This window comes from Alloiococcus sp. CFN-8 (genome assembly GCF_049943125.1).
Taxonomy (GTDB): Bacteria; Bacillota; Clostridia; order Clostridiales; family Clostridiaceae; genus JAEXZL01.
Genome location: NZ_CP188040.1, coordinates 1,980,018 through 2,005,698 on the forward strand (window position 1 = coordinate 1,980,018; position 25,681 = coordinate 2,005,698).

25 protein-coding genes, 1 tRNA gene and 2 riboswitches are annotated in these 25,681 nt (G+C 37.5%); of the genes, 21 read left to right on the forward strand and 5 right to left on the reverse strand.

Annotation, left to right across the window (positions count from 1 at the left end):
• Window positions 1–2: 2 nt before the first annotated feature.
• The 4 genes from ACPWSR_RS09110 (at window position 3) to ACPWSR_RS09125 (ending at window position 2,561) form a co-directional block, all read left to right on the forward strand.
• Window positions 3–488, forward strand: a complete 486-nt coding sequence (locus ACPWSR_RS09110) for a sigma-70 family RNA polymerase sigma factor (RefSeq protein WP_426347922.1) — start codon at window positions 3–5, stop codon at window positions 486–488.
• On the forward strand, window positions 481–1,302 hold the full coding sequence (locus ACPWSR_RS09115; protein WP_426347923.1) for a hypothetical protein: 822 nt from the start codon (window positions 481–483) through the stop codon (window positions 1,300–1,302). The genes ACPWSR_RS09110 and ACPWSR_RS09115 overlap by 8 nt, the downstream gene beginning before the upstream one ends.
• Window positions 1,303–1,455: 153 nt before the next feature.
• Window positions 1,456–2,208: an exodeoxyribonuclease III gene (locus ACPWSR_RS09120; RefSeq protein ID WP_426347924.1), complete on the forward strand. Its 753-nt coding sequence runs from the start codon at window positions 1,456–1,458 to the stop codon at window positions 2,206–2,208.
• A gap of 152 nt (window positions 2,209–2,360) precedes the next feature.
• On the forward strand, window positions 2,361–2,561 hold the full coding sequence (locus tag ACPWSR_RS09125; protein ID WP_426347925.1) for a cold-shock protein: 201 nt from the start codon (window positions 2,361–2,363) through the stop codon (window positions 2,559–2,561).
• A gap of 97 nt (window positions 2,562–2,658) precedes the next feature.
• Here ACPWSR_RS09125 and ACPWSR_RS09130 read toward each other — a convergent pair whose 3' ends face one another.
• Window positions 2,659–3,141 carry a CarD family transcriptional regulator gene (locus tag ACPWSR_RS09130; protein ID WP_426347926.1) on the reverse strand — a complete coding sequence of 161 codons (483 nt, stop codon included), beginning with the start codon at window positions 3,139–3,141 and terminating at the stop codon, window positions 2,659–2,661.
• 606 nt (window positions 3,142–3,747) lie between these two features.
• Between ACPWSR_RS09130 and ACPWSR_RS09135 the strand changes: the two genes are divergently transcribed.
• A complete protein-coding gene (locus ACPWSR_RS09135; protein WP_426347927.1) occupies window positions 3,748–5,472 on the forward strand; it encodes a phospho-sugar mutase in 1,725 nt (574 codons plus the stop codon).
• Window positions 5,473–5,707: 235 nt separating this feature from the next.
• Window positions 5,708–6,520 (forward strand): undecaprenyl-diphosphate phosphatase, encoded by an 813-nt coding sequence (locus ACPWSR_RS09140; protein ID WP_426347928.1) that lies wholly within the window; start codon window positions 5,708–5,710, stop codon window positions 6,518–6,520.
• Window positions 6,521–6,632: 112 nt separating this feature from the next.
• Here ACPWSR_RS09140 and ACPWSR_RS09145 read toward each other — a convergent pair whose 3' ends face one another.
• Window positions 6,633–7,649 carry an AEC family transporter gene (locus ACPWSR_RS09145; RefSeq protein WP_426347929.1) on the reverse strand — a complete coding sequence of 339 codons (1,017 nt, stop codon included), beginning with the start codon at window positions 7,647–7,649 and terminating at the stop codon, window positions 6,633–6,635.
• Between the two features lie 511 nt (window positions 7,650–8,160).
• Between ACPWSR_RS09145 and ACPWSR_RS09150 the strand changes: the two genes are divergently transcribed.
• The 15 genes from ACPWSR_RS09150 (at window position 8,161) to ACPWSR_RS09220 (ending at window position 23,384) form a co-directional block, all read left to right on the forward strand.
• Window positions 8,161–9,144, forward strand: a complete 984-nt coding sequence (locus ACPWSR_RS09150; protein WP_426347930.1) for an ABC transporter ATP-binding protein — start codon at window positions 8,161–8,163, stop codon at window positions 9,142–9,144.
• A 4-nt stretch (window positions 9,145–9,148) separates the two neighbouring features.
• A complete protein-coding gene (locus ACPWSR_RS09155; protein ID WP_426347931.1) occupies window positions 9,149–9,937 on the forward strand; it encodes an ABC transporter permease in 789 nt (262 codons plus the stop codon).
• On the forward strand, window positions 9,921–10,718 hold the full coding sequence (locus ACPWSR_RS09160; RefSeq protein ID WP_426347932.1) for an ABC transporter permease: 798 nt from the start codon (window positions 9,921–9,923) through the stop codon (window positions 10,716–10,718). Before ACPWSR_RS09155 ends, ACPWSR_RS09160 begins: the two co-directional genes overlap by 17 nt.
• A 202-nt stretch (window positions 10,719–10,920) precedes the next feature.
• A riboswitch (glycine riboswitch) is annotated at window positions 10,921–11,025 on the forward strand.
• Window positions 11,026–11,028: 3 nt separating this feature from the next.
• Window positions 11,029–11,096: riboswitch (glycine riboswitch) on the forward strand.
• A gap of 100 nt (window positions 11,097–11,196) precedes the next feature.
• Window positions 11,197–11,571 (forward strand): GrdX family protein, encoded by a 375-nt coding sequence (locus tag ACPWSR_RS09165; RefSeq protein WP_426347933.1) that lies wholly within the window; start codon window positions 11,197–11,199, stop codon window positions 11,569–11,571.
• A 13-nt stretch (window positions 11,572–11,584) separates the two neighbouring features.
• A complete protein-coding gene (locus ACPWSR_RS09170; protein WP_426347934.1) occupies window positions 11,585–12,865 on the forward strand; it encodes a glycine/sarcosine/betaine reductase component B subunit in 1,281 nt (426 codons plus the stop codon).
• A gap of 13 nt (window positions 12,866–12,878) precedes the next feature.
• Entirely contained in the window at window positions 12,879–14,186 is a 1,308-nt protein-coding gene (grdB, locus tag ACPWSR_RS09175) for a glycine reductase complex selenoprotein B (RefSeq protein ID WP_426347935.1), read from the forward strand.
• Between the two features lie 27 nt (window positions 14,187–14,213).
• Window positions 14,214–15,194, forward strand: a complete 981-nt coding sequence (gene trxB / locus ACPWSR_RS09180) for a thioredoxin-disulfide reductase (protein ID WP_426351372.1) — start codon at window positions 14,214–14,216, stop codon at window positions 15,192–15,194.
• Window positions 15,181–15,498, forward strand: a complete 318-nt coding sequence (trxA, locus tag ACPWSR_RS09185; protein WP_426347936.1) for a thioredoxin TrxA — start codon at window positions 15,181–15,183, stop codon at window positions 15,496–15,498. The genes trxB and trxA overlap by 14 nt, the downstream gene beginning before the upstream one ends.
• Before the next feature lie 82 nt (window positions 15,499–15,580).
• The gene (gene grdA, locus ACPWSR_RS09190) at window positions 15,581–16,042 is read left to right on the forward strand and encodes a glycine/sarcosine/betaine reductase complex selenoprotein A (protein WP_426347937.1); all 462 of its coding nucleotides are present in this window, start codon (window positions 15,581–15,583) and stop codon (window positions 16,040–16,042) included.
• Between the two features lie 89 nt (window positions 16,043–16,131).
• A complete protein-coding gene (gene grdC, locus ACPWSR_RS09195) occupies window positions 16,132–17,676 on the forward strand; it encodes a glycine/sarcosine/betaine reductase complex component C subunit beta (RefSeq protein WP_426347938.1) in 1,545 nt (514 codons plus the stop codon).
• A gap of 23 nt (window positions 17,677–17,699) precedes the next feature.
• Window positions 17,700–18,812 carry a glycine/sarcosine/betaine reductase complex component C subunit alpha gene (grdD, locus tag ACPWSR_RS09200; RefSeq protein WP_426347939.1) on the forward strand — a complete coding sequence of 371 codons (1,113 nt, stop codon included), beginning with the start codon at window positions 17,700–17,702 and terminating at the stop codon, window positions 18,810–18,812.
• 192 nt (window positions 18,813–19,004) lie between these two features.
• Window positions 19,005–19,101: transfer RNA gene (locus ACPWSR_RS09205), tRNA-Sec, on the forward strand.
• Between the two features lie 24 nt (window positions 19,102–19,125).
• Window positions 19,126–20,550 carry an L-seryl-tRNA(Sec) selenium transferase gene (selA, locus tag ACPWSR_RS09210; RefSeq protein ID WP_426347940.1) on the forward strand — a complete coding sequence of 475 codons (1,425 nt, stop codon included), beginning with the start codon at window positions 19,126–19,128 and terminating at the stop codon, window positions 20,548–20,550.
• A complete protein-coding gene (selB, locus tag ACPWSR_RS09215; protein WP_426347941.1) occupies window positions 20,543–22,453 on the forward strand; it encodes a selenocysteine-specific translation elongation factor in 1,911 nt (636 codons plus the stop codon). Before selA ends, selB begins: the two co-directional genes overlap by 8 nt.
• Before the next feature lie 13 nt (window positions 22,454–22,466).
• On the forward strand, window positions 22,467–23,384 hold the full coding sequence (locus tag ACPWSR_RS09220) for a selenium metabolism-associated LysR family transcriptional regulator (protein WP_426347942.1): 918 nt from the start codon (window positions 22,467–22,469) through the stop codon (window positions 23,382–23,384).
• 58 nt (window positions 23,385–23,442) lie between these two features.
• Here the strand turns inward: ACPWSR_RS09220 and ACPWSR_RS09225 are convergent, their stop codons facing one another.
• From ACPWSR_RS09225 to yedF, 3 genes are read right to left on the reverse strand one after another with little or no spacing between them, the layout of a single operon-like run.
• Window positions 23,443–24,399, reverse strand: a complete 957-nt coding sequence (locus ACPWSR_RS09225; protein WP_426347943.1) for a TDT family transporter — start codon at window positions 24,397–24,399, stop codon at window positions 23,443–23,445.
• A complete protein-coding gene (locus ACPWSR_RS09230) occupies window positions 24,396–24,905 on the reverse strand; it encodes a C-GCAxxG-C-C family protein (protein ID WP_426347944.1) in 510 nt (169 codons plus the stop codon). Before ACPWSR_RS09230 ends, ACPWSR_RS09225 begins: the two co-directional genes overlap by 4 nt.
• Before the next feature lie 55 nt (window positions 24,906–24,960).
• Window positions 24,961–25,590 carry a sulfurtransferase-like selenium metabolism protein YedF gene (gene yedF, locus ACPWSR_RS09235; protein WP_426347945.1) on the reverse strand — a complete coding sequence of 210 codons (630 nt, stop codon included), beginning with the start codon at window positions 25,588–25,590 and terminating at the stop codon, window positions 24,961–24,963.
• Window positions 25,591–25,681 lie beyond the last annotated feature (91 nt).

The following is a 25,681-nucleotide window of genomic DNA, read 5'->3' on the forward strand; positions in this document are numbered from 1 at the left end:
GCTTGGTAAATTCCTTTGAGCTCAAGGAACGCTTAGAAGAAGTCATTGATAAATATTCTGTAACCCTGATTAAGCTTATCTTTACCTATGTAAAAAGCCTTCATGAGGCGGAGGATATTGCCCAAGAGGTCTTCTTAGCCTATTTTCAAAAGGCTCCCTCCTTCGAAAGTAAGGAGCATGAAAAGGCCTGGCTTATAAGAACTGCAATAAATAAGAGTAAAAATTATCTTAAAAGCGGCTTTTTCAAAAGCTTAAACCCAATACCTGAAGATTTAAGCTATTTACCAAAGGAAGAAGAGGAGCTTGTTGAGGCTGTTTTAAACCTTGATTTAAAATACAGAACTCCCATTCATCTCTATTATTATGAGGGGTATTCAATTAATGAGATAGCAGAAATATTAAAGGAAAAGTCCTCCACTATAAGTACACGCCTCGCTCGAGGGAGAAAAATATTGATGGCAAGGTTAGGAGGTATGATTAATGAATAATGATAAATATAAAGAAGCTTTTGATAAATTAGCTATAAGTAAGGATTTTAGGGAAAGAACACTTTCTCATATTAAAGAAGGCAAAATAGAGAATAGGGATATTTATAAAGGAGGAGTGACCATGAAAAAAGCTGTAAGCTATGGAATTATTGCAGCCACACTGATAATAGCTTTAGGAATGACATTGTTTTTAAAAGGAAACAATGATGATACGGAAATAGCCTTAAAGGAGTCTACCGGTAAGGTAAAGGTGAGCTATGTAGCTTCTGAGGATGTGCCAGAGACCATCCAAGGAGGAGAGGCTTCCGGTAGCCTCATATTTCTCACAGAAGAGGAGATAGTGAATGACTACAATAGTTCTATACTTTCTGGTACTGTTCAGGACATTAAAAATATCTTGATAGATTTTGGAGATGGAATGACTGAATATAGGGCTATAGCAACGGTTTCTGTTGATAAGGCCATTAAAGGAGAGGAAAAGCCAGGAGATAAGGTAGATATATTACTTCCTACAGGGATAGCTTTAGATGGTAGTGAAAAAGTTACTATTGAGGATACCTATGTTATTGCGAAGCTTAAAGTGGGAATGAAGGGAATATTTATGCCTATTAGATATACAGAAGATGATTACTTGGAGCAATACGACAGCAAGCTGTTTCTTAAGGAACTGGCGGAATATGGCTTGATGGATGGGATGAGATTCGCAATCCTGGAAAGCAGCAATGGGGAAATTATTAATAGTGCTTTTTCAGGTATCACCTCTAACAGTACCTTAGAAGAGGTGGAGGAATATATCAAGTCACTTATGAAGTAAGGTTAAAGGTCAAGGGACTGAAATTCGTGTTTACGGATAGCGGTCCCTTTATTTCTTGCAATATATTTAAATTACAATTATTATGTTAATAATAGAAGCTATACAGAGGTATAGTAAGGTAAAAGTAAAATTATATAGGAAAGGTGTTTTGTAATGAAATTTATATCTTGGAATGTTAACGGACTGAGAGCATGTGTGCAGAAGGGCTTTTTGGACTTTTTTAATGAAGTAGATGCGGATTTTTTCTGTATACAGGAAAGCAAGCTCCAGGAGGGTCAGATAAACCTAGAGCTTCCAGGCTATTATCAATACTGGAACTACGCCCAAAGAAAAGGCTATTCAGGAACTGCTATATTTACTAAGCATAAGCCTATTAGCGTTGAATATGGTATAAATATTGAGGAGCATGACCAGGAGGGAAGGGTTGTAACTCTTGAGTATCCAGACTTTTACATAGTCACAGTATATACTCCAAACTCCAAGGAAAAGCTAGCTAGACTGGATTATAGAATGGAATGGGAGGATGCCTTTAGAGCCTTCTTAAAGGAAAAAGATGCTGTTAAGCCAGTGATTGTTTGTGGAGACTTAAATGTGGCTCACAAGGAGATAGACTTAAAGAATCCTAAGACCAACAGAAGAAATGCAGGCTTTACTGATGAAGAAAGAGAAAAATTCTCTATCCTTTTAGAGGAAGGCTTCATAGATACCTTTAGATATTTCTATCCTGAGCTAGAAGGGGTATATTCCTGGTGGTCCTATCGCTTTAATGCCAGGGCAAATAATGCTGGTTGGAGAATCGACTATTTCTGTACCTCTAAGGCCTTAGAGGATAGACTCGTTGATGCGAAAATACATACAGAGGTATTTGGTTCAGATCACTGTCCTGTAGAGCTTATAATAAAATAGCCTAAATGTTTAATATTTGTGAAAAAATGGTTGTCTATCTTGAAAATTAAATTAGATTATGTTACCATAATTCAAGGTTAGTAACTATAGAAAATGAAGATGTTAATTTTATATATTACGACCGCAAAGTTATTTGTTTGGAGGTTTTTTTAATGAATCAAGGTACAGTTAAATGGTTTAATGCAGAAAAGGGCTTTGGCTTTATAGAAGTTGAAGGCGGAAAGGACATTTTTGTTCACTATTCTGCAATATCCGGAGAAGGCTTCAAGTCTCTTCAAGAAGGTCAAAAGGTTCAATTTGACATCGTTGAAGGTCAAAGAGGAGAGCAAGCTGCTAACGTAGTAGCATTATAAAAAAAACAAAGCTGTTGATAGATACTATCAACAGCTTTATTTATATATTGAGGTTATTTCGTAATTTAAGTATATTTTTATAGACTTATGTCCAGTGTTAATGAAGAGAATTTTTTATTAGCATTGCAGCTTGAAGCTGAGATATATCCCTTATTAAACAAACTTCACCCTCCACAAGCTTCCTTGCTTTATCTAAGATTTGCTTTTCTGTAGAATTTAATTTTTTTGTAATGTTGATTGATGTAAGAGCTAGAACTACTTCTGCATTTTCTCTCAGTGAACCAGATTTTATTTTGCTGTTTAAAAATTCAGTTCTTTCTTTTAAAGATGGAAATTCTGCTAAGGAAAGATCTGAACTGTTCACCTTTTGAAGAATGGAGATTAAGGTGTCCTCATCACTTATTCTTCTAAGATGGGAACTTTGGATTTTACTTTCTGGTATCATAATTTTTAACTTGTTATGGGTAATTAAAACTATATAGTACTTCTGAACTTCACCAGAGAACTCTCTTTCCTCGATAGCCTCAACGGTGCCGGCTCCCTGCATAGGATAAACTATCTTATCGCCAACTATAAACAACTTATCACCTTCCTTTTTATCACTTGTGGATTTTATATCTAAATTTTACTGCGACATAGATGGATAATTTTAAAAATGGAAATATTGTTATGATTTGAAAATTAAGCCTTAACTAAAGTAATCTTGACTTAATTGTGGATGGACTTAAAGGATGCTCATTTTATTAAATATAAAATCGCTTTGAGACATAGATAATATATGTTATCTGTAATTTCCAATGTCTTTAGAAATGAAAAATCATCTTGATGATTTTTGATTATTTTGAGTATATGATTTTTTGTTTCAAAAAGAGTGTAGAAAATTTCCTTCTATTATAAGTATATCATATATTACCATAAGATGCTAATTTATAAATTAATATATGTTACAAAAATTTAACAACAGATGTAAACCTTTATATGTATATATTGCCCAGATACCGAATAATTAAAGCGTTTTAAAAAAAATGTTTACGGGAATTTAATGAATAATTATATATTTACCAGTGGCAAAATGGGGCAGAATAATGTTAATATAGATATGATTAAGAAAAAGACGTAATAGTGATGGCACAATTTACCCACCTATTATAAGCACAATTTTTTATATGGGAAAGGATGAAATTTGATGAATTACAGAGACTTGTATACTAGCTGGTTAAACAATAAGTTTTTTGATGAGAAAACCAGAGAAGAATTAGCAGCAATTAAAGATAATGAAGTAGAAATCGAAGACAGATTTTATAAGGAATTAGAATTTGGTACCGCTGGCCTTAGAGGAAAATTAGGTGCAGGTACTAATAGAATGAACATATATAATATATCAAGAGCAACTCAAGGTCTTGCTGATTTTATAAAAGAGCAGGGACAAAGCTACATGGATAGAGGAGTTGCTATAGCTTATGACTGCAGACATTTTTCTGATGTTTTTGCAAAAAGAGCAGCTCTTGTTCTTGCAGCTAATGGGATAAAGGTTTATCTATATGAGAGCTTAAGACCTACTCCACTACTATCCTATACCGTGAGACATTTCAATACTGCTTCTGGTATAGTAGTTACTGCAAGCCATAATCCTAAGGAATACAATGGTTATAAGGTATACTGGGAAGATGGCGCACAGATAGGTCAAGAGATGGCTGATGCTATTACCGGTAAGATACTAGCTATTAAGAGCTTTGAGGACGTTTCTGTTATGGATGAGCAGGAAGCAATAGATAAAGGACTTCTTAAGATAATAGGTAAAGAAATAGATGATATCTATGTGGAAAAGGTTAAGGCATTAGCTTTAAGAGAAGACATAGATAAGGATATAAAGGTAGTTTATACACCTCTTAATGGAACAGGTAATGTTTTAGTTAGAAGAGTGCTTAAGGAAAGAGGCTTCAATAACATAACTGTAGTACCAGAGCAGGAAAATCCAGATCCAAACTTTACAACAGCACCATTCCCAAATCCTGAGGATTCTAGAGCCTTTGAATATGCAGAGAACCTAGGAAGAGAAATCGGAGCAGATTTACTTCTTGCTACAGACCCTGACTGCGATAGATTAGCTATCATGGTAAGAGATAAGGATGGCAGCTATGTTGCCTTCAATGGTAACCAAACTGGTGCAATGCTAGTTAAATATATTGTAGAAGCAAGATTAGAAACTGGTAAGCTTCCTGAAAATGCTTTTATAGTTAAGTCTATTGTTACTGGAGATTTAGGAAGAGCTATTGCAGCTAAATATGGAGTTGAAACCTATGAAGCGCTAACAGGCTTTAAGAATATCTGCGGAGTGGCTAATGCTCTAGAAAAAGAAGGTAACAAGAAGTTTATCTTCGGATATGAAGAAAGCATAGGTTATGTTACCGGTGATTTCGTAAAGGATAAGGATGGAGTAATTTCCTCCATGATGCTTTGTGAGGCTGCAGCTTATTACAAGAAGCAGGGCAAAAATCTAATAGAGGTATTAGAAGAGACTTATAAGGAATTTGGTTACTACAGAGAAAAGCAAATCTCCCTAGTCCTTGAAGGAGTAGAAGGCAGCAAGAGAATAGGCAGAATGATGGAGGCTTATAGGTCTGAATATCCTACTGAGGTAGAAGGAATAAAGCTTACTAAATATACTGATTTAAAGAAGGGGATAGTTACAGATGTAGCTTCAGGAGAAACTACTCCATCTGTTATACCTTCCTCAAATGTTCTTTTATTCACTCATGAGGATGGGTCCTGGTATGCTGTAAGACCTTCTGGTACAGAGCCTAAAATAAAGCTATACATTTATTCAAAGGGTGAAAGCGCAGAAGCTGCAGAAATGAAGATAGCTTCCTTCGAAAAGGTAGCTTTAGGAAAGCTTAATTCAATAGAATAATTTTTTTTACAGTATCTTCGGCAGAGATAGAAACTCTGCCGATTTACTTTGCGTATATATAGCATAGAATTATATGGAATATATATTAATATTTTCTAATTAATGTTACAAGTTAGTTGACAAAATGTTACTTAAGCTGTACTCTAATTTTAGATTATAGTTTAAAATGATAATAAGTATCATTTAACTTATATATAAACAAGCTATGATTATATTAGAAAGATAGGGGTTAATCATGAATTTTATTGAAATATTAAAGGCTATTTTTTTGGGTATAGTAGAAGGAATCACTGAATGGCTTCCCATAAGCAGTACTGGCCATATGATTCTAGTAGATGAGTTGATGCAGCTTAACCTTTCTGATCAATTTAAAAGCATGTTTTTTGTTGTTATTCAGTTAGGTGCAATATTAGCTGTAGTGGTTCTATATTGGAAGAAGCTTTTCCCGCTAAATAGCAGCAAAAAGATAGATAGAAATACCATAGAGCTATGGGGAAAGATTATAGTTGCCTGTGTTCCTGCGGGGGTAATAGGAATACTTTTTGATGATTACTTAGAGGCTCATCTCCATAAGCCTTTGGTTATAGCTGCTATGCTTATAATATATGGTGTACTATTTATTATTATAGAAAATAGAAATAAGGGAAAAAGGTTAAGAATTAATTCCTTAAAAGATATTAGCTATAAGATTGCAATAGGTATAGGAATCTTCCAGATCCTCTCCTTAATACCTGGAACCTCAAGGTCAGGAGCAACCATTATAGGAGGTATTCTTCTAGGAGTATCCAGAACAATAGCAGCTGAATTTACCTTCTTTTTAGCCATTCCGGTAATGTTTGGTGCAAGCTTTATCAAGCTATTAAAGTTTGGCTTTTCCTTTCAGGCCTTTGAGCTAGTTATACTTTTAGTAGGTATGGTTACAGCTTTCTTAGTATCTATACTGGCTATTAAATTCCTAATGGGCTATATTAAAAAGCATGACTTTAAGGTTTTTGGCTGGTATAGAATAGCACTTGGAATCTTGGTTATTCTTTTCTTTACTTTGTAGCTTTTTAATTATGTAGTTTAATATCCACAGAGAAATCTACTAATAATAAGGCACTGCTTACTTATACAGTTAAGCAGTGCCTTATAGTATATAATTACGTAATTTTTTTGTTTTAAAGGACTCCCATTGTTTTTAGGAGTACTACCTGAAGGAAGATAGTAAATATTGATCCAATACTAGTCCAAACCACCAGCTGACCAGCTAGCTCCTCATCATTACCCATTTCTCCTGCCATTATTGCACTGGACACTGCCGCTGGGGAACCGAAAAGTGCTATGAAGGCTGAAATATCTCCTCCATTCAAGGATAGTAAGTCAGTATAGCTGGCAATTATAAGGGCAGAGGTAATTCCAATAAAGGGAGCTATGACTATTCTCCATAGGGTTCCTAATATAACCATGGACAGCAGCTTATTCACTGACTTAAAGGAAAACTGACCGCCTAATACAATTAAAGCTAGTGGTGAGGCTATTTTAGCTAAGTTTCCTATAGCTTCATAAAGAAAAGGAAGATCTTGAGCTATGGTAAATATATGAGTGCCTTCATTATTAACGGGTATAAGGCTTCTGATTAATAAAGCTAGAATACCTGCTCCACAGCCTATAATTAAGGGATTTTTTATTATTTTCTTTATTATATTAAGCCAGTTGATTGTTGAGTCTTCCTCTTTTATGAATAGGGATAAGGAAATAACAGCAAGAATATTAAAAAGAGGTATGGAGACAGCTGATAGAATAGCTACAGTGGCTAGAGCTGACTTTCCGCCAAGAGCCTCAGCCATGGGCATTCCTATAATTGCAAAGTTAGAACGAAAGGCAGACTGGAGAATTACTCCTTTTTGAGCAGGATCCTTAACAAAGAAAACTACTGTGGCCAGAGCTAAAAAGAAAAGTATCATTACAATAAGTACGGCAAAGCCTACGGAGCTAAAGTCTAAGGCGGTTAGGCTATCAATTCCATAGATATTATAAAAAAGTAAAGTGGGAAGAAGTATCCTAAAAACCAGGCTGTTAGCTGTTTTTAAGAAGCTGTCATCATACAGCTTGATAGATTTCAGAAAATATCCTAGAAGAATTAATAATAAAATTGGTGCTATTGCATTTAATGCGAATAAAAAAATCTCAACCATAATTACTCCTAAATTATTATATGATTTATAGTATGAATTCTGCCGTAAATAATCTGTATTTTAATTTCATTATAGCATATTTTTGTTTATATAAAGAAAAGTAACTTTATATTATCCTTTAGTTCAGGGTAATTCTAGCTTCTATAGAATGATATGAAATTAATAAGTTTTCTTTGATTTTATTGATACTTCCTAGGTATATTACAATAGCTTGTAATGATTTGTAAAATATAAAATATTCTGTTTTTAAAGCTTTACCGATGATTATTTCTATGATAACATAAATCCAATATAGAGAGTGTATCTAGGGTTCCGCCGAAGCCTGCTTTTAGCATAAGCTCTCGGGTTTGGTCCAAGCGATACAGGGGAGCATTTACTTTACTCTATGGGTAAGGAAGTTGCCTACACTTTTAGGAGAAAAGCCTAAAGGAGGAGTCTCACATGAGATTCCTGCTTTGGGCTTTTATTTTTTTTTATTCAATAGATTTTTATGTTAGATAGGAGGGGAATTATGAGTGCTATTGAGGTGTTAAACCTGAGAAAAGAGTTTAAGGTAAAGACTAAGGAGGAGGGCTTTCGGGGAAGTCTTAAGTCCATGATAAAGCCTCAGTATAAAAATGTGGAGGCGGTAAAGGGGATAAGCTTCCAGGTAGATAAAGGAGAGCTCCTGGCCTTTATAGGTCCTAACGGCGCTGGTAAGTCAACGAGCATAAAAATGCTCACAGGTATCTTAAAGCCTACTGCTGGGGATATAAGGGTTTGTGGATTTAATCCTGATAGAGAAAGAAAAAAGCTTGCTTATAAGATAGGCACTGTTTTTGGCCAAAAGTCACAGCTGTGGTTTCATCTACCTCCATTAGACAGCTTTAAGCTGTTAGGTGGTATATATGAGATAGAAAATAAAAAGCTCGTAAAAAGAATTGAGTATTTAAAGGAAATCTTCGATATCCATGACCTTATGGATATACCCGTTAGAAAGCTTTCCTTAGGGCAGAGGATACGCTGTGAGATAGCAGCGGCTATACTTCATGAACCAGAGATGATTTTCTTAGATGAGCCTACTATAGGCTTGGATGTTATAGTAAAGCAGAGGATAAGAGAGCTTATCTTAAAGCTAAATAAAGAGGAAAAGACTACGATATTTTTAACCTCCCATGATGCTGGAGATATAGAAAAGCTCTGCAAAAGGGCCATAATAATTAATCATGGGGAAATCGTACTAGATGAGTCCGTAAAGAGCCTTAAATACAGTTATCTCAATAAGAAATATATACACATTAAGTACAGTGAGCCTGTGAATATACAGGGCATACCTGTGGATATAGTTAAAAGCAAGGGGAGCGCTCTTCAGGTAAGGGTGGACACAAAGAAGCAGGATATAGACGAGGTCCTTTCTATCCTGATAAGGCTGGGAAGAGTAGAAGATATAAATATAAATGAAACTCCACTAGAGGAGGTAATTTCCTTTATCTACAATGGAAAGGAAGGACGGTGAGTAGATGAATAAGTATATACCCATCATAAAGATAAATTTTCAAAATAAGCTTGTTTACTTTTGGGACTTAATAGGAAATAATTTGTTTTTCATATTGATCATGTTTGTTTATTTAATGCTGTGGAAGAGCATCTATGCCGATGGTAATAGCAGTATTGCCGGAATCACCCTTAACCAGATGATATGGTATTTAGTTGTGACAGAGCTCATCACGCTATCGGGAGGACTTATTCATCAAGAGGTAAATAGGGAAGTAAAAAGCGGAAACATAGGTTATCTCATAGGAAAGCCTTATAATTATATATTGTATTGTTTTTCCTGCTTTATAGGGGATTCCGGAGTAAAGCTTTTAGCTAACGGCACTCTAGCAATTATTATAGGATTTTTATTTGTAGGGCCATTAGAAGGGTTTTCTTGGGCAACCTTTCCTTTTGTGTTTATAAGCATACTGCTAGGATGGATGTTAAACTTTTTTATATATATGCTTTTAGCTCTTACTGCCTTCTGGACTGAAGAAAACAGCCCATTCTTCTGGATATATTCTAAGCTGGTTTTCACATTAGGGGGCATGCTTCTTCCCATAGAACTGTTTCCTATGTGGCTTCAAAGAATTTCAAAAGCTTTGCCCTTTGTATATGTAACCTATACTCCTGCTAGGCTGGCAGTGGATTTTAGTTTTGGTGCTTTTATAAGGGGGGCTGGTATTCAGCTTCTGTATCTACTTTTCTTTATTGCTCTAACATTATTTGTATACGGAAAGGGGGTTCGGAAATTAAATGTTAATGGAGGTTAAAAAATCCTTAAAGCTCATAGGCAATTATTTTAAATTTAATTTATCCTCCGCCATGGAGTACAGAGGAAGCTTCCTGATGCAGATATTTGGAATGATGATAAATAACGCTTCCTTTATATTTTTCTGGTGGATGCTTTTTGACAATGTTGGAGATATTGGAGGTTATGGCTTTAAAGAGGTAATGGCCCTTTGGGCCTTGGTATCCACAAGCTTTGGAATAACCACAGTATTATTTGGAAATTTAAATCAGCTCACTAAAATTATTATCAATGGAGAGTTGGATGTATATTTGCTGCAGCCCAAGGATGTACTTATTAATGTATTGTGTTCTAGAACTATTGTTTCCGGTTGGGGAGATACTCTTTACGGAATAATTTTATATATTATAATCCAGGGATTTGCTCTAAAGGAATTCCTGCTATTTTTACTTTTTTCCATAACTGCTGCCTTGATTTTTTCATCGGTAGTAATTATATTTCACTCCATTAGCTTTTATACAGGCAGCTTTGAGGGAGTTGTAACCCAAGCTTGGCAATTCCTAACCACCTTTAGTAACTATCCGGAATCGATCTTCAAGGGAGGATTAAAGATAATATTATATACCTTACTCCCCTCTGGTTTTATGTCCTATATACCAGTTAAGCTCTTAAAGAGCTTTGATTTAAAGCTTTTTATCCTATTGATAGCTGTAACTATTGTCTGGTTAATCCTTGCCTACAGCTTCTTCTATAAAGGACTTAAGAGGTATGAATCTGGGAATTTAATTACTAATAAGCTTTGATAATAGAGAGACGTGCTAATAGCGCGTCTTTTTTAATGATTCTATAGTATAAGTACCATTAAAAAAGCATAGTAATTAGTAATTAGTTAAAATAATGCATAAATTACAAATAATATAACTTATTACAAATGATTGTTGTTTTTTTAACAAGTATATGGTATAAATGTATTGTAATAACATTAAAAAATAAAGAATAATCTGGATGAAGACTGCGGAAGAGTTTGCAAGGCAACACCGAAGGACGTAAGTAGCCACCATAGCCAAGGTGAGCTGCGATTATCTCAGGTAAAAGGACCGCAGTTGGACAGGACTCTGAAAAGCTTTAAGCACCGAAGGGGCAATTTCACTTTGAAAGAAACTCTCAGGTTAATAACAGAGCAAAAGGCGTTTATTCGCTTTTTGCTTTTTTTAATGGGAAAAAATAATTTCATTGCATTAAGATTGCCCGATTATATTGCATTTTAGGAGAGGTTTGCAGATGTTGATTATTACTAATAATAGCATGGTAAAGGAATATTATGAGAACAGCTATGAGACTCTGTTTATAGAAGGACAGTATCGAGAGGTATTGGTACAGGCTAGAGATAGGATCCATAATGGACATAAGCTCTTAACTCATCCTCTATCAGGAAGCATTAAGCCTGGTGAAACTCCCTATAAATCCCTGGTTATTTCAAAGGAAGCTGGGAGAAGCCTTGATATCAATTCACTGGAGCTCATTGAGTCAGCTATTGCATCTCATGACAAATTTATGACTAAATGCAGGTATAGAGACAGCTCAGTGTATACAGAAAAGGTGCTGGAAGACTTTAAAGAGGTGGACTTTACATTATTACAAAGTGCATTAAATTAAAGGGGGTTTTTTTATGAAACTTGAATTAGGCTATATCCATATTGAAGATATTCAATTTGGAGCTGAGTCCAAGGTTGAGAACGGCATACTTTATGTAAATAAAGCTGAGCTGATATCTCTTCTTATGGAGGATGAGAACCTTAAGTCTGTAAGCCTAGATATTGCAAGACCTGGAGAAAGCATCAGAATAGCTCCTGTAAAGGATGTTATTGAACCAAGAGTTAAGGTTTCCGGAAACGGAAATGTATTTCCAGGAATGATTTCTAAGGTTGAAACAGTAGGTTCCGGAAGAACTAATGTGTTAAAGGGTTCTGCAGTGGTTACTACTGGAAAGATAGTTGGCTTCCAGGAAGGAATCATAGACATGACAGGGGTAGGAGCAGAGTATACTCCATTCTCTAAATTAAATAACCTTGTTGTGGTATGTGAACCAATAGAAGGAATAAAACAGCATGCTCATGAAAAATCAGTAAGATTTGCAGGCCTTAAAACTGCTACATACCTGGGAGAGCTTGCTAGAGAAATAGTGGCTGAAGAAGTAGAAACCTTCGAAACCTATAATTTAAAGGAAGGTATTGAAAAGCTTCCAAATCTTCCAAGAGTAGCTTATGTTTTAATGCTTCAAAGCCAGGGCTTACTTCATGATACCTATGTATATGGCGTTGACATGAAGCAGTCATTAACTACAATATTAAATCCAACAGAAATAATGGATGGTGCAATATTAAGTGGTAACTGTGTATCAGCCTGTGATAAGAATACCACCTACCATCATTTAAACAATCCAGTGGTAGAAGAGCTATTTAAAAAGCATGGAAAAGAATTAAACTTTACCTGTGTTATTATCACCAATGAAAACGTGTACCTGGCGGATAAAGAGCGTTCCTCTGATTGGACCGCAAAGCTAGCAGAGCTTCTAGGGGTAGATGGAGTTATCATATCTCAAGAAGGCTTTGGAAACCCAGACACAGATCTTATCATGAATTGTAAGAAAATATCCGCAAAGGGAATAAAGACTGTTATTATCACTGATGAGTATGCAGGAAGAGATGGAGCTTCTCAATCCTTAGCTGATGCTGATGCCAGTGCTGATGCAGTAGTAACCGGTGGAAATGCTAATCAGGTTATAGAGCTTGGACCTATGGATAGAGTAATAGGGCATATAGAGATAGCAGACATAATAGCAGGAGGCTTCGATGGCAGCTTACATGCCGATGGTTCCATCACTGCGGAGCTTCAGGTAATCACTGGAGCAACCAATGAGCTTGGTTTTAATAAGCTCAGTGCGAGATAGGAGGTAGAAAAGAATGTCAAAGCTTAGAGTAGTTCAATATATAAATCAATTCTTTGCCAACATCGGTGGAGAAGAAAAAGCAGACTACCAGCCAGAGCTTAGAGAAGGTATTGTTGGTCCTGGTCTTGCTTTCAAAGCTGCCTTTGGAGAAGAAGCTGAAATAGTAGCAACAGTTATCTGTGGAGACTCATATTTTAATGAAAATCTTGAGACTGCCAAGAAAACTGTTCTAGATATGATAAAGAGTGAAAATCCTGATTTAGTTATCTGTGGACCTGCTTTTAATGCTGGTAGATACGGAGTTGCCTGTGGTACTGTAGCTTCAGCAGTAAAAGAAGAGTTAGGTATTCCAGCAATAACAGGTATGTACAAAGAAAATCCTGGTGCTGATATGTTTAAAACCAAGGTTCATGTGGTTTCAACAAAGGACAGTGCAGCAGGAATGAGAGCAGCGGTAAAGGTTATGGTTCCTTTAGGCTTAAAGCTAGCTAGAGGAGAAAAGATAGGTGCTTCCATAGAGGAAGGATATTTACCTAATGGAATAAGAGTTAACTTTTTTGAAGAAAAAAGAGGGGCTGAAAGAGCTGTTGATATGCTTATAAAAAAATTAAGCGGTAAAGAATTTACAACAGAATTCCCAATGCCTGATTTTGATAGAGTAGCTCCAAACCCAGCAGTTAAGGACATGAGTAAGGCTAAAATTGCTCTTGTTACCTCTGGTGGTATAGTTCCAAAGGGAAATCCAGATCATATAGAATCCTCCAGTGCTTCTAAGTTCGGTAAATACGATATTGAAGGCTTTATGGATTTAACAGCTGAAACTCATGAAACAGCTCATGGTGGATACGATCCTGTATATGCTAATGGAGATTCAGATAGAGTACTTCCTGTAGATGTATTAAGAGAGTTTGAGAAGGAAGGAAAGATAGGAAGCCTTCATAGATATTTCTATACAACTGTTGGAAATGGTACAGCCGTTGCAAGCTCTAAAAAGTTCGCGGAGGAAATAGGTATACAGCTTCGTAATGACGGAGTGGATGCAGTTATACTAACCTCCACATGAGGAACCTGTACTCGTTGCGGTGCAACGATGGTTAAAGAGATAGAAAGAGCAGGTATACCTGTGGTTCATATCTGTACAGTAGTTCCAATATCCTTAACAGTTGGAGCCAATAGAATAGTTCCAGCTATAGCTATCCCTCATCCTCTTGGAAACCCAGCTCTTACCATGGAAGAGGAGAAGGAAATAAGAAGAAAAATGCTTACTAAAGCATTAGATGCTCTCTGTACTGAGGTTAATGACCAAACTGTATTTGAGTAGAATAAGGAGCATAGAAAAATGAGTAAAATTTATGATGTAATAATTATAGGTGCAGGACCAGCGGGGCTATCTGCTGGACTTTACGCCGGAAGAGATAAGCTATCAACTCTCATTATAGAAAAAGCAAAGGATGGGGGACAGATTGTTATAACTGCTGAAATAGAAAACTATCCAGGATCTATTTTAGAAGAATCAGGACCTACCCTCATAAATAGAATGTCTGCTCAAGCTACCAAGTTCGGAGTAGAGAAGGTTATTGATACGGTAGTGGACATGGAACTAGAAGGCAAAATAAAAATTATTAGATGTAAGAAGGAAACCTATGAAGCAAAGACAGTGATAATTGCTGCAGGAGCTTCTCCAGTGCTTATAGGCTGCCCAGGAGAAAAAGAACTCACAGGAAAGGGTGTATCCTACTGTGCCACCTGTGATGCTGCATTCTTTGAGGATTTTGAGGTTTATGTGGTGGGTGGAGGAGACTCTGCTGTTGAAGAAGCCATTTACCTCACTAAATTTGCAAGGAAGGTAACATTAATTCACAGAAGAAATGAGCTAAGAGCTGCTAAATCCATTCAGGAGAAGGCTTTTAGGAATCCTAAGGTGAATTTTATGTGGGATACGGTAGTGAGAGAGCTCCGTGGTGATGGAATACTTGAATCCATGGTAGTAGAAAATGTTAAGACCGGTGAGAGATTGGAAATAGTAGCTGATGAAAATGATGGTACCTTTGGAGTGTTTGTATTTATAGGCTTTAAGCCTGCTTCAGATATCTTCCAGGGTAAGATTGATATGCAGGACGGCTATATTATCACCGATGATAACATGAATACTAATATAAAGGGTGTCTTTGCTGCTGGTGATATAAGAGTTAAAAGCTTAAGACAGGTTATCACTGCGGCTGCTGATGGTGCCATCGCTGCAGTTCAGGCAGGAAGATACATTGAAGATAATGATTATTCCTTTACAAATCTTTTAGTGGGAGGAGGATTAGAAAATGATACTATGTGATAAAAATACCTTTGAAGCTGAAGTATTAAAGGCTGAAGGCTATGTTTTTGTTGACTATTTTGGAGATGGCTGTGTTCCCTGTGAGGCTTTAATGCCTCATGTAGAAGCCCTAGCTGAAAAATATGGCGATAAGTTAAAGTTCTGTAAGCTTAACACTACACAGGCAAGACGTCTTGCTATAAGCCAGAGAATATTAGGACTTCCTGTAATGGCTATATATAAGGATGGACAAAAGGTTGAAGAGCTAGTTAAGGACGATGCTACTCCAGAAGCCATTGAAGAAATGATAAAAAAGTATATCTAATATAATTTTGCTAACCCTTTTTAAAGAGTTAAGATAGATAAGCCTAAGGGCTATAAATTACAGAAAGAAGGAGGAGAAGTAGATGTCAATATTAAAGGACAAGAAAGTTGTAATTATTGGCGACAGAGATGGTATTCCAGGACCTGCTATTACAGCCTGTGCTGAATCTGCAGGAGCTGAAGTTGTATTTTCCTCAACAGAATGCTTCGTCTGAACTGCCGCAGGTGCTATGGACCTTGAGAATCAGAAAAGAGTAAAGGATTTTGCAGAGCAATACGGAAAAGATAATTTAGTTGTATTGTTAGGTGCTGCTGAAGGTGAAGCAGCAGGTCTTGCTGCAGAAACTGTAACTCTTGGAGATCCTACATTTGCAGGTCCATTAGCAGGAGTCCAGTTAGGACTCAATGTATATCACATATGTGAGCCAGAGGTAAAGGATGAAATAGATCCTGAGGTTTACGATGAGCAAGTGAGCATGATGGAAATGGTACTTGATGTTGATGACATAGTATCAGAAATGAATGCTATTAGAGAGCAGATATAAAAACTAAGAGAAAGGGGCAGAGGCTCCTTTCTCTATGTAAAATAGAATTATTTTATTTATAAATATTAATTCAAGAGAGGAAGAATAGAATGGGCGGTTATGCGGTAATCAAAGGTTCAGCTTATACATTAGCAGCTGCACCAGATATGGTAATTCATAATGGAACAACCCAAACTACTGAAAGGGTAGTAAACCCAGAGTCAGAGTACCTAAAGAAGCTTCCAGAGCATTTAAGAAGCTTTGAGGATGTGGTTAATTATATTCCCCATCAGGTTTATATAGGAAATCTTACACCAGAAAGCTTAAAGGAGACTCCATTCCCCTGGTATGATAAAAAAGCAGAAGCTGCTTCATCTAAAGGGAAATTTGGAGAGATAATAGCACAGGATGAGTTTTTAGGACTTATTAGAATCTGTGATGTCTTTGACTTAGTTAAATTAGAAAAAAACTTTGCTGAAGGGGTAAAGGCTAAGCTAGCTGCTAATGAATTAATAGGAGCGGAGAAGGCTGCTGTCCTGGATAAAAACACTGATGACATAGAAGCTTTAAAGAAGTTAGTTGAAGAGGAGCATGCGGAAGGCTTATACCATAACAATGAATTAGTTGGAGCAGTTAAAAGAGCCCATGAGGTGGATGTGAATCTCTCAGCACATGTAATCTTAGAAAACCTAGTAACAAAAGCCTCCAGTGTATTATCCTTACTGAACCTTGTAAAGGTTACCGGTATAGATCCTTTAGAGGTTGAATATGTAATAGATTGTTGTGAAGAGGCGTGTGGAGACATGAATCAAAGAGGTGGAGGAAACTTTGCCAAGGCTGCTGCTGAGACTGCTGGCTTCTTAAATGCCAATGGTTCAGACGTAAGAGGCTTCTGTGCAGGGCCAGCTCATGCACTTTTAAGCGCTGCTTCTCTAGTTAAGGCAGGTACCTTTAAGACTGTAGTTGTTACAGGGGGAGGATGTACTGCTAAATTAGGAATGAATGGTAAGGATCACGTTAAGAAGGGACTTCCTATATTAGAGGATGTTGTAGCAGGCTTCTCAGTTTTAATAACTGCTGATGACGGTGTTAGCCCTATAATCAGAAATGATATAACTGGAAGGCATACTGTTGGAACAGGATCCTCTCCTCAGGCAGTTATAACCTCTCTAGTTACAGATCCATTAGATAGATCCAAGCTTAAAATAACAGATGTGGATAAGTATGCTGTAGAAATGCAGAATCCTGATATTACAAAGCCTGCAGGAGCAGGAGATGTTCCAGAAGCTAACTATAAGATGATAGCTGCCCTTGGAGTTAAGAGAGGGGAACTGGAAAGAAGCCAGCTAGCTGATTTTGTAAAATGTCATGGAATGGTAGGCTGGGCACCTACTCAAGGACATATACCTTCAGGAGTACCTTATCTTGGCTTTGCTAGAGAGGATATACTCTCTGGAAAAATTAGCAGAGTTATGATTATAGGAAAAGGAAGCTTATTCCTTGGAAGAATGACAAACCAGTTTGACGGAGTATCCTTCCTGATAGAAGCTAATGATGGAAAAGGACAAGACACTGAAGGCTTTGATGAAAATAAAGTGAAAAGCCTCATAGCTGAGTCTATGAGAAAATTTGCTGAAGGGTTGCTGTCTGAATAGAAGCTACCGGAAAGGAGGATAATATGTCAGATATAAAGATAAAAAAGCTTATAGCCGACACCTTTCTTGAAGTAGCAGATGCCCTGGAAACCGGTGAATTTGGTAAAAAGCCTGTAATAGGAGTAGCTATTGAAGGAAGCGAGCATGGAATGGAGACTATTCATGAAGCTATCTATTTGGCAGAGAAAAAAGGCTACAAGGCAATTGTTATAGAAGGCGAAGAGGTTCATAAGAAAATGGAAGCCATGCTGGAGTCAGGAGAAATAGCTGCTGCAGTGACCATGCATTATCCCTTCCCAATAGGAGTTTCTACCATTGGAAGAGTTGTAACTCCTGGAAGAGGTAGGGAGATGTATATCGCTGCTACCACAGGAACCTCTGATACGGACAGGACCATAGCTATGGTTAAAAATGCTATATACGGAATCATAGCAGCCAAAGCCTCTGGAGTTCCTAACCCCACAGTAGGAATAGCCAATATAGATGGAGCAAGACAGGCTGAAAAGGCACTGTTAAAGCTGAAGGAAAATGGCTATGATATATCCTTTGCCGATTCAGCGAGAGCTGATGGTGGACTGATGATGAGGGGAAATGACCTTCTAGCAGGGACCTCCGATATAATGGTTATGGATGCTCTCACAGGTAACCTCATGACTAAGATATTTTCTGCCTACACTACTGGTGGAAATTATGAATCCTTAGGCTGGGGCTATGGCCCTGGAATAGGTATGGGCTATGATAAGATAATAATGATTATTTCCAGAGCTTCTGGAGCACCGGTAATTGCAGGAGCAATAGAATATGCAGCGGAATTAGTGCAAAATAATTGTTTAAGGATAGCTGAAGAGGAGTTTAATAAGGCTGAAAAGGCTGGCTTAAAGGATATTCTTGAAGGTTTAAAAAGTAGTAAAAAAGCTGAACCTGTAGCTGAGATAAAAGAACCTCCCAAGGAAGTGGTTACTGCTCAAATATCAGGAATCGAAGTTATGGACCTGGAAGATGCAGTAAGGGCATTGTGGAAGGAAAATATATATGCTGAGAGTGGAATGGGATGCACTGGCCCTATAATTAGGGTAAGTGAAGCTAATAATCACAGGGCTGTGGCTATTTTGTCAGCAGCAGGCTATATACAATAAGAATTTAAAGCTACTATGCCTTAGGGTATGGTAGCTTTAATGAAGTTTTTGGGGGTATTTAGGGATATTTTATTACATATTTTACATTTTAGTGGATATTTATTTAATTATGTTATATAATGACATTGGGTTGTGATTAAAATAACATATGGTTAAAATCATGAGCCTAGTAAACTCATAAGTTACAGATATGGGGGTAGATGGGTGCTGGTGTGCCTTCTGGTCTTCAAAACCAGTTCGAGGAGTTAGGAGCTTCTTGGGTGGGTTCGATTCCCACATACTCCCGCCATTTTATCATAACGGAGGGTTCAATATGAATAAACAGGAACTTTTAAGAAAGCTTCCAAAGGTTGATGAGGTGCTGAAGGATCAGCGCTTATTTGTTTTTATGGGGGAAACTTCAAGAGATGTTATTGTAGAAGCTATCAGAGAAGCTATAAGCAGCCTTAGGACAAAGCTATTAAATGAAGAGGAAAATATATCACATATAACTAATTATGATGATTTAATGGATAATATTATTGCTCTCCTGGTTGAAAAAAATCAGAAGAGCCTAAGAAGAACAATCAATGCCACAGGAGTGACTCTCCATACAAATTTAGGACGGGCAAAGCTATCGAAGTCCGCCTGTGAAAGTGTAATGGATATAGCAAGCAGCTTTTCCACACTGGAGTATGATGTGAAAAAGGGAGCTAGAGGCTCAAGGCATGATCACGTTGAAAAGCTTATCATAAAAATTACTGGAGCGGAAGCAGCTATGGTGGTTAATAATAATGCTGCAGCCACAATGCTCTGTCTTTCCTCCATGGCCTTTGGGAAGGAAGTAATCGTTTCAAGGGGAGAGCTGGTGGAAATAGGGGGCTCCTTCAGGATACCTGAAATAATGGAGCAGAGTGGTGCAATTCTCAGAGAGGTTGGCACCACAAATAAAACAAAGGCTCAGGATTATAAAAGAGCAGTAAATATTGAGGCTACAGGAGCATTACTTAAGGTTCATACAAGCAATTATAGAATAGTTGGCTTTACTGAAGAAGCTTCTCTAGAGGAACTTGTAGCATTAGGTAGGGAGGTAAGTCTCCCTGTAATTTATGATATGGGCAGTGGGCTTATGATAAATCTTGAAAAATACGGGGTAGAGGAGCCAACAGTTATTGATGCTTTAAAAACAGGGATAGATGTAATTCTATTTAGCGGGGACAAGCTTCTTGGAGGACCTCAGGGAGGAATAATAGCTGGTAAGAAAAAATACATAGATGCCATGAAGAAGCACCCTCTTGCAAGAATACTTAGAGTGGACAAGATGACCCTGGCAGCTATGGAAGCTACCTTTAGAGAATATCTTGATATGGAAAAGGCTATAAAGGAGATACCTGTCCTTGAGATGCTTACCAGAACTTCGGAGGAGCTTTATAATAATGGATTAGCAATGAAGGAAGCTATAACGGAAAAAACAGCTTTTTATAATATAGCTATTACTGAAGTGGAGGAAAGAGTTGGTGGTGGCTCTGCCCCAACCTCAGTATTAAGGGGTTACGCTCTAGCAATAGACTCTATAAGCATAGCTGCAGAAAAGATTGAAAGAGCACTACGTAGCTATAAAATACCCATTATTACAAGGATATATAAGAATAAGGTTTATATAGATATGAGGACCATAACTCAGGAAGAAAGATTAATAATCATAGAAGCTCTTAAGGAAATCAGTGAAAAATATAGTATGGAGAAGAAAAATGCGTAATGTTATAGTTGGAACTGCGGGACACGTAGATCATGGGAAGACTTGCCTCATAAAGGCCCTGACTGGTACAGATACGGACAGGCTTAAAGAGGAAAAGAAGCGGGGGATAACCATAGAGCTTGGCTTTGCCAACATGCCTAATGATAGAGAGTTAAATATAGGAATAATAGATGTTCCAGGCCACGAGAAGTTTGTAAAAAATATGCTAGCTGGTATTGGAGGCATTGATTTGGTACTGTTGGTAGTGGCTGCTGATGAGGGGATTATGCCTCAGACCATAGAGCATTTTGAAATAATTAAGATGCTTGGGATAAGTAGAGGAATAGTGGTAATTACCAAGGTGGATGCTGTGGATGAGGAATGGCTGGAAATGGTGAGAGAGGATATAAGGAGTCATGTGGAAGGAACCTTTCTTGAGAGCTCTCCCATGATAGAGGTGTCCTCCCATACGGGGGAAAATATTGAAAAGCTCAAAGACTTAATCTGTGACTTGGTTTCCTTGGGAAGTGAAAGAAGAGAGGATCCATCTCTATTAAGAATACCTATAGATAGAGTTTTTACCGTGGATGGCTTTGGAACAGTAATCACAGGAACCTTAATAGAAGGAGCTATATCCGTTGGAGATGAGGTAGATATTTATCCTGTGTGTAAGAGGGCTAAGGTGAGGAATGTACAGGTCCATGGAAATGTGGTGGAAACGGCCTATGCTGGTCAGCGTACAGCGGTTAACCTTACGGGGATAAAGAAGGAAGATATAGAAAGAGGCTTTGTTATAGCAGCTAAGGGGAGTCTAACCCCTACTATGATTCTTGATGTAAGGCTGGATATGTTTGATGATAGCAAAAGAAGCCTTATTAATGGCAGCAGACTGCACCTATACTATGGAGCCTCTGAGGTTTTATGTAAGGCAGTGCTTTTAGATAAGGACACCTTAGAAAGCGGTGAATCAGGATATGCACAGCTCAGGCTCGAGGAAAATGCTGCCTTAAAAAAGGGAGATAGATTCATAGTGAGATTTTATTCACCTTTAGAAACCATCGGTGGTGGAGTAGTGCTGGATTCAAATCCACCAAAAAGAAAAAGGCTTAATGAAGAGGTTATTTCTTCTCTTTCCATTAAAGATAAAGGTACAGTAGAGGAAGTCTTTGAACAAATACTCTTGGAGGAAAGCAAAGCATTAGCTCCTGTGTCAGATTTATCAGCTAGAATGGCTATTACTTTGGGTGAAGCTGAAGCTATATTAAATAAGCTTCTACAAATTGGAAGTGCCACTGACCTTGGTAGAAATTTAGTGGTGCATAAAGAGTATTTTAATTATGCTTCAGATAAGGCTATTGATATATTAGACCAGTATCATAAGCAAAACCCAATATCTGTGGGAATGTTTAAAGAAGAATTCAGAACAAGGCTTGGAGAGAAGCTTTTTATTAAAGATGCAAAGTCTCTGGAGCTTATTATTAAGAAGCTAGTAGAGGAGAAGTTAATTAAGGAGGCAGGGAACTACACCTCAAGGTATGACTTTGAAATATCCTATAGCGATGAACAGCTTAAAATGAAAAATAGAATAGCTGACAAATATATGGCTCTTGGTTATGAAATCCCTGATATTGAAGAGGTAGCAGCCTCAGAAAAGGATAGGGCCTTAGCTAAGCAGATTATAGAAGCCCTAGCTACAGAAGGGGTACTTGAAAGGATAAGCTATCAATACTTTATTCATTCTACTCATTGGATGAAGGCTTTAGAGGGTCTACGAGAACATATGAATAAAAAAAGCAGTATAACCCTAGGAGAGTTTAGGGACTACCTGGGAACCTCTCGTAAATATTCTGTTATAATCCTTGAAGCCTTCGATGAACGGAAGATAACACGGATGGAAAAGGATGCCCGTGTACTGATTAAATAGGAGGGGAGAATAAATGGATTTTAGACAGATAGAAGCCTTTGTAGCAGTTATTAAGTACAAAAGCTTCTCTAAGGCTGCAGATATATTATTTTTGACTCAGCCTACCATCAGTGCTCACATCAATTCCTTAGAAAGAGAGCTTGGCTTACCTCTTATAGATCGTTCTTATAGAGAAGCAGTGCCTACTAAGCAGGGAAAGGTCCTTTTTCAGTATGCTTTAGATATGCTTAATACCCGGGAAAAAGCCATTAAGTCTATGAAGCCATCGGTTAATGATATGGATTGTGTTTTAGAAATCCAGACCTCCAGCGTACCTGGTGAATACCTGCTACCAGCTCTGCTCGCTGCTTTTAAAAGAGAGCACCCTCTTATTAGATTTTTTGTTGAACAGTCTGATAGCGCCTCTGTAATCACCAGCATTGCAGATAATAAAAGTGAAATAGGCTTTACAGGAAATAAGGCCGATTCCTCTTTGGAATATATACCTGTATTTAAAGATAAGCTGGTGCTCATAACCCCAAAGACCGATAGGTTTCTTAGTATAGGAAATAGGCCCATAAAAATAGAGGAAATTATAGATGAGCCTTTTATTTATAGAGAGCAAGGCTCAGGTACCATAAAGGATCTGGAGGATAGTCTTGGGAAGATAGGCTATGGTGGAAGAAAGCTTAATATAGCTGCTAAAATGAACAGCATGCAGGCTATAAAGCAGGCAGTGTCCTGTAATATGGGTATATCTATGATATCGGAGATAGCTGCAGAGGGTAGGGAGGATAAGGGTTATTTAACCTTTGAACTTGAAAATCTTAGCCTTATGCGATATTTTTACCTTGTTCATAGCAAAAAGGTTGCATTGTCCCCAGCCGTCGAAACCTTTAAGGAATTTGTTTTAGGCTATTTTAAGGATGAAATTTCTTCTCATGAAGAATAATATAAGGAAATAGAAAGTGCGCTTCCTCAGATGAGAGAACGCACTTTTTCACTTTTATTTAAGCTTTAACTGGAGTTATTACCTGTTCACTTTTTACCTTAGGGCTCTTGAAAATAAATATCATATAGCGGCAGAAGGTATAAAGAACTGCTGCGGCAGCAATTATAGTCTGAGCCAGCACTATGTATTTTAGTATGGGAAGCCCTTTGCCTGTGTTAGCCGTGAAAGCCATTACCTGCTTTGATGCTAGTGCACTGATTACAAAAGGGAAGGTAAAGGAAGCGAAGCTAGGATAGAAAGGAAGGGATATATAGCTAATAGCCTTACCTAAAGCGAATATATAAAATATCAATGAAAAAACATACATAACAGCGATTAATCCTAAGGATTTTGGCATAATTGATTGCATATAGCCCACAATACAAAGGCTCACAGGAGCAGCATAGATACAAATCAGTGGTCTTGCAGGCTCAGGAACAGCTGAAAGCTTTACATATCTTATAGTAATAAGTACTAGAAGTGCAAGGAGTGCTGCAAAGCTAAACCAGAAGGCAGCCTTGCCAATCCACAGCATTCCATGGGCAGGGGCTGTAACAGAGGCTGCAGCTATACCAACATATACTATGAAATAGCTTGCAAAAACCTTAGGCAGCTGAAGCTTTATTAGGAAGCTTCCAGTGAAATATATAATTAAGCCAATGTGTATTAAGATTGCAGAGATATAAAGGTATCGTGAAGAAGCTCCAAGCCAGGGTTTAACATAAACGCTTAGTAGCATTAATGCCATGGGAAAGGTTGCAAAGACACTGGCCATAATTGGATTTTTAAAGTCTTCACTAATCATCTTAGGAAACATAACTACCTTTATCAAAAATAAAACCATAAGAATCCCTGAAGCAATACCGCAAATATAGCGGAGACCTTCAGAATAGCTTTGAAGCAGGTTACCAAGAGCAGCAAGGCCAAGGCTAAGGCCGCATATAGGAATTGTTATTCTTTTTATTAAATTATTCATATTAATTCTCCTATCTTAGTAGCTTGTTTATCAAGATTTGTAAGCTCAAGCTCACGTATGATAATTTCTGCTACTTTAGCAGCACAGATACCTGTAAAATGGATACACTGTTCCTTATGCTCTCCCTTAGTCATATTGAGTCCCCTGGTAAGGATACGGCAGCAGACAGCATTCTTACCACTGGCTTCCTTGAACCAATCGTGGAGCTCATTAGTAAGCTTCATGCATTTTACTACCTTTGGATCCTGAGGTCCATTTTGTTCTGTCCTTCCGAAGAATAAACCCAGGGCTAGAATACCTCCATTTAAAGCGCCACAGATACAGCCAGAGCGACCAGCTCCTACGGCCATACCAGAAGCCATGGCAATAACCTCCTTAGGAATATCTAATTCAAAGTTATCCCGGATAGAAGCCATTAGAGCTTCGCAACAAAAATATCCCCCGCGGAAATAATTCTCTGCATCCTGCTGTACCTTATTAATACTAACCGTATCCTTAATATTCATCTTTTTATCCCCCTTAGAAAATGTTTTCATATCTTTGTTTATAAAAGAAAATATCTTAAGGCTTTATGATTAAATCAGCCTGAGACATCCTTTCTGCAATTACATACATATTGGTAACTTGTCCAACCTTCAACTTTTGGGTTAAGCCATAATAATCAAGACAGGTTCCGCAGGTAAGGATTTCCACACCCTTTTCTTCCATGGAGCTCAAATCCTCTAAAGAACTGGATCCCTCACAGGTAAAGACTGCTCCGCCATTGTAAAAAATCAAGGTATTAGGTAGGGCTTCCAGCTGGCTTAGGGCATATAAAAAGCCTTTTATAAGAACCTTTCCCAGGTCATCATTTCCTTCACCCATTTTATCTGAGGAGATAACAACTACTCTATTTTTATTACTTATTCTATTTTCATTACTTGCTATATTTTCATTTACGTCAGCAGGAGCTTCGGAAGAGCCTTCCGCTTCCTTGCAGGTATTGATAGTCACCTTGAATTCATGATTAGGTAGCTTAGCTACTGTTACATCATAACCTTTGTTAGTAGCCATCTTTGTGAGATTTTCTACAGCAATTTCATTATCTACAAGAGTTTCCACTGTGCCAGCGCCATTAAGCTCTTCAATAGCCTTAAGGCTCTTAACTACTGGCACCGGGCATGGTTCTCCTATTGCATTTATTCGAATCATATCAGTATCCCCCATTGGTTTTAATCTTCCTTATTAAGCATAAGGGATATGTATTTTATTGTAAAATAGTATTTTTAGATAATTATTTAAC

Bases quoted from the DNA above. Each gene is read 5' to 3' on its own strand.
- ACPWSR_RS09220 (WP_426347942.1), top strand. From the start codon at position 22,467: ATGGATTTTAGACAGATAGAAGCCTTTGTAGCAGTTATTAAGTACAAA.
- grdD (WP_426347939.1), top strand. From the start codon at position 17,700: ATGTCAGATATAAAGATAAAAAAGCTTATAGCCGACACCTTTCTTGAA.
- ACPWSR_RS09165 (WP_426347933.1), top strand. From the start codon at position 11,197: ATGTTGATTATTACTAATAATAGCATGGTAAAGGAATATTATGAGAAC.
- ACPWSR_RS09170 (WP_426347934.1), top strand. From the start codon at position 11,585: ATGAAACTTGAATTAGGCTATATCCATATTGAAGATATTCAATTTGGA.
- ACPWSR_RS09230 (WP_426347944.1), bottom strand. From the start codon at position 24,905: ATGAATATTAAGGATACGGTTAGTATTAATAAGGTACAGCAGGATGCA.
- ACPWSR_RS09135 (WP_426347927.1), top strand. From the start codon at position 3,748: ATGAATTACAGAGACTTGTATACTAGCTGGTTAAACAATAAGTTTTTT.
- trxA (WP_426347936.1), top strand. From the start codon at position 15,181: ATGATACTATGTGATAAAAATACCTTTGAAGCTGAAGTATTAAAGGCT.
- yedF (WP_426347945.1), bottom strand. From the start codon at position 25,590: ATGATTCGAATAAATGCAATAGGAGAACCATGCCCGGTGCCAGTAGTT.
- ACPWSR_RS09160 (WP_426347932.1), top strand. From the start codon at position 9,921: ATGTTAATGGAGGTTAAAAAATCCTTAAAGCTCATAGGCAATTATTTT.
- ACPWSR_RS09140 (WP_426347928.1), top strand. From the start codon at position 5,708: ATGAATTTTATTGAAATATTAAAGGCTATTTTTTTGGGTATAGTAGAA.
- selB (WP_426347941.1), top strand. From the start codon at position 20,543: ATGCGTAATGTTATAGTTGGAACTGCGGGACACGTAGATCATGGGAAG.
- selA (WP_426347940.1), top strand. From the start codon at position 19,126: ATGAATAAACAGGAACTTTTAAGAAAGCTTCCAAAGGTTGATGAGGTG.
- grdC (WP_426347938.1), top strand. From the start codon at position 16,132: ATGGGCGGTTATGCGGTAATCAAAGGTTCAGCTTATACATTAGCAGCT.
- ACPWSR_RS09120 (WP_426347924.1), top strand. From the start codon at position 1,456: ATGAAATTTATATCTTGGAATGTTAACGGACTGAGAGCATGTGTGCAG.
- ACPWSR_RS09115 (WP_426347923.1), top strand. From the start codon at position 481: ATGAATAATGATAAATATAAAGAAGCTTTTGATAAATTAGCTATAAGT.
- ACPWSR_RS09155 (WP_426347931.1), top strand. From the start codon at position 9,149: ATGAATAAGTATATACCCATCATAAAGATAAATTTTCAAAATAAGCTT.
- ACPWSR_RS09125 (WP_426347925.1), top strand. From the start codon at position 2,361: ATGAATCAAGGTACAGTTAAATGGTTTAATGCAGAAAAGGGCTTTGGC.
- ACPWSR_RS09225 (WP_426347943.1), bottom strand. From the start codon at position 24,399: ATGAATAATTTAATAAAAAGAATAACAATTCCTATATGCGGCCTTAGC.
- ACPWSR_RS09150 (WP_426347930.1), top strand. From the start codon at position 8,161: ATGAGTGCTATTGAGGTGTTAAACCTGAGAAAAGAGTTTAAGGTAAAG.
- ACPWSR_RS09145 (WP_426347929.1), bottom strand. From the start codon at position 7,649: ATGGTTGAGATTTTTTTATTCGCATTAAATGCAATAGCACCAATTTTA.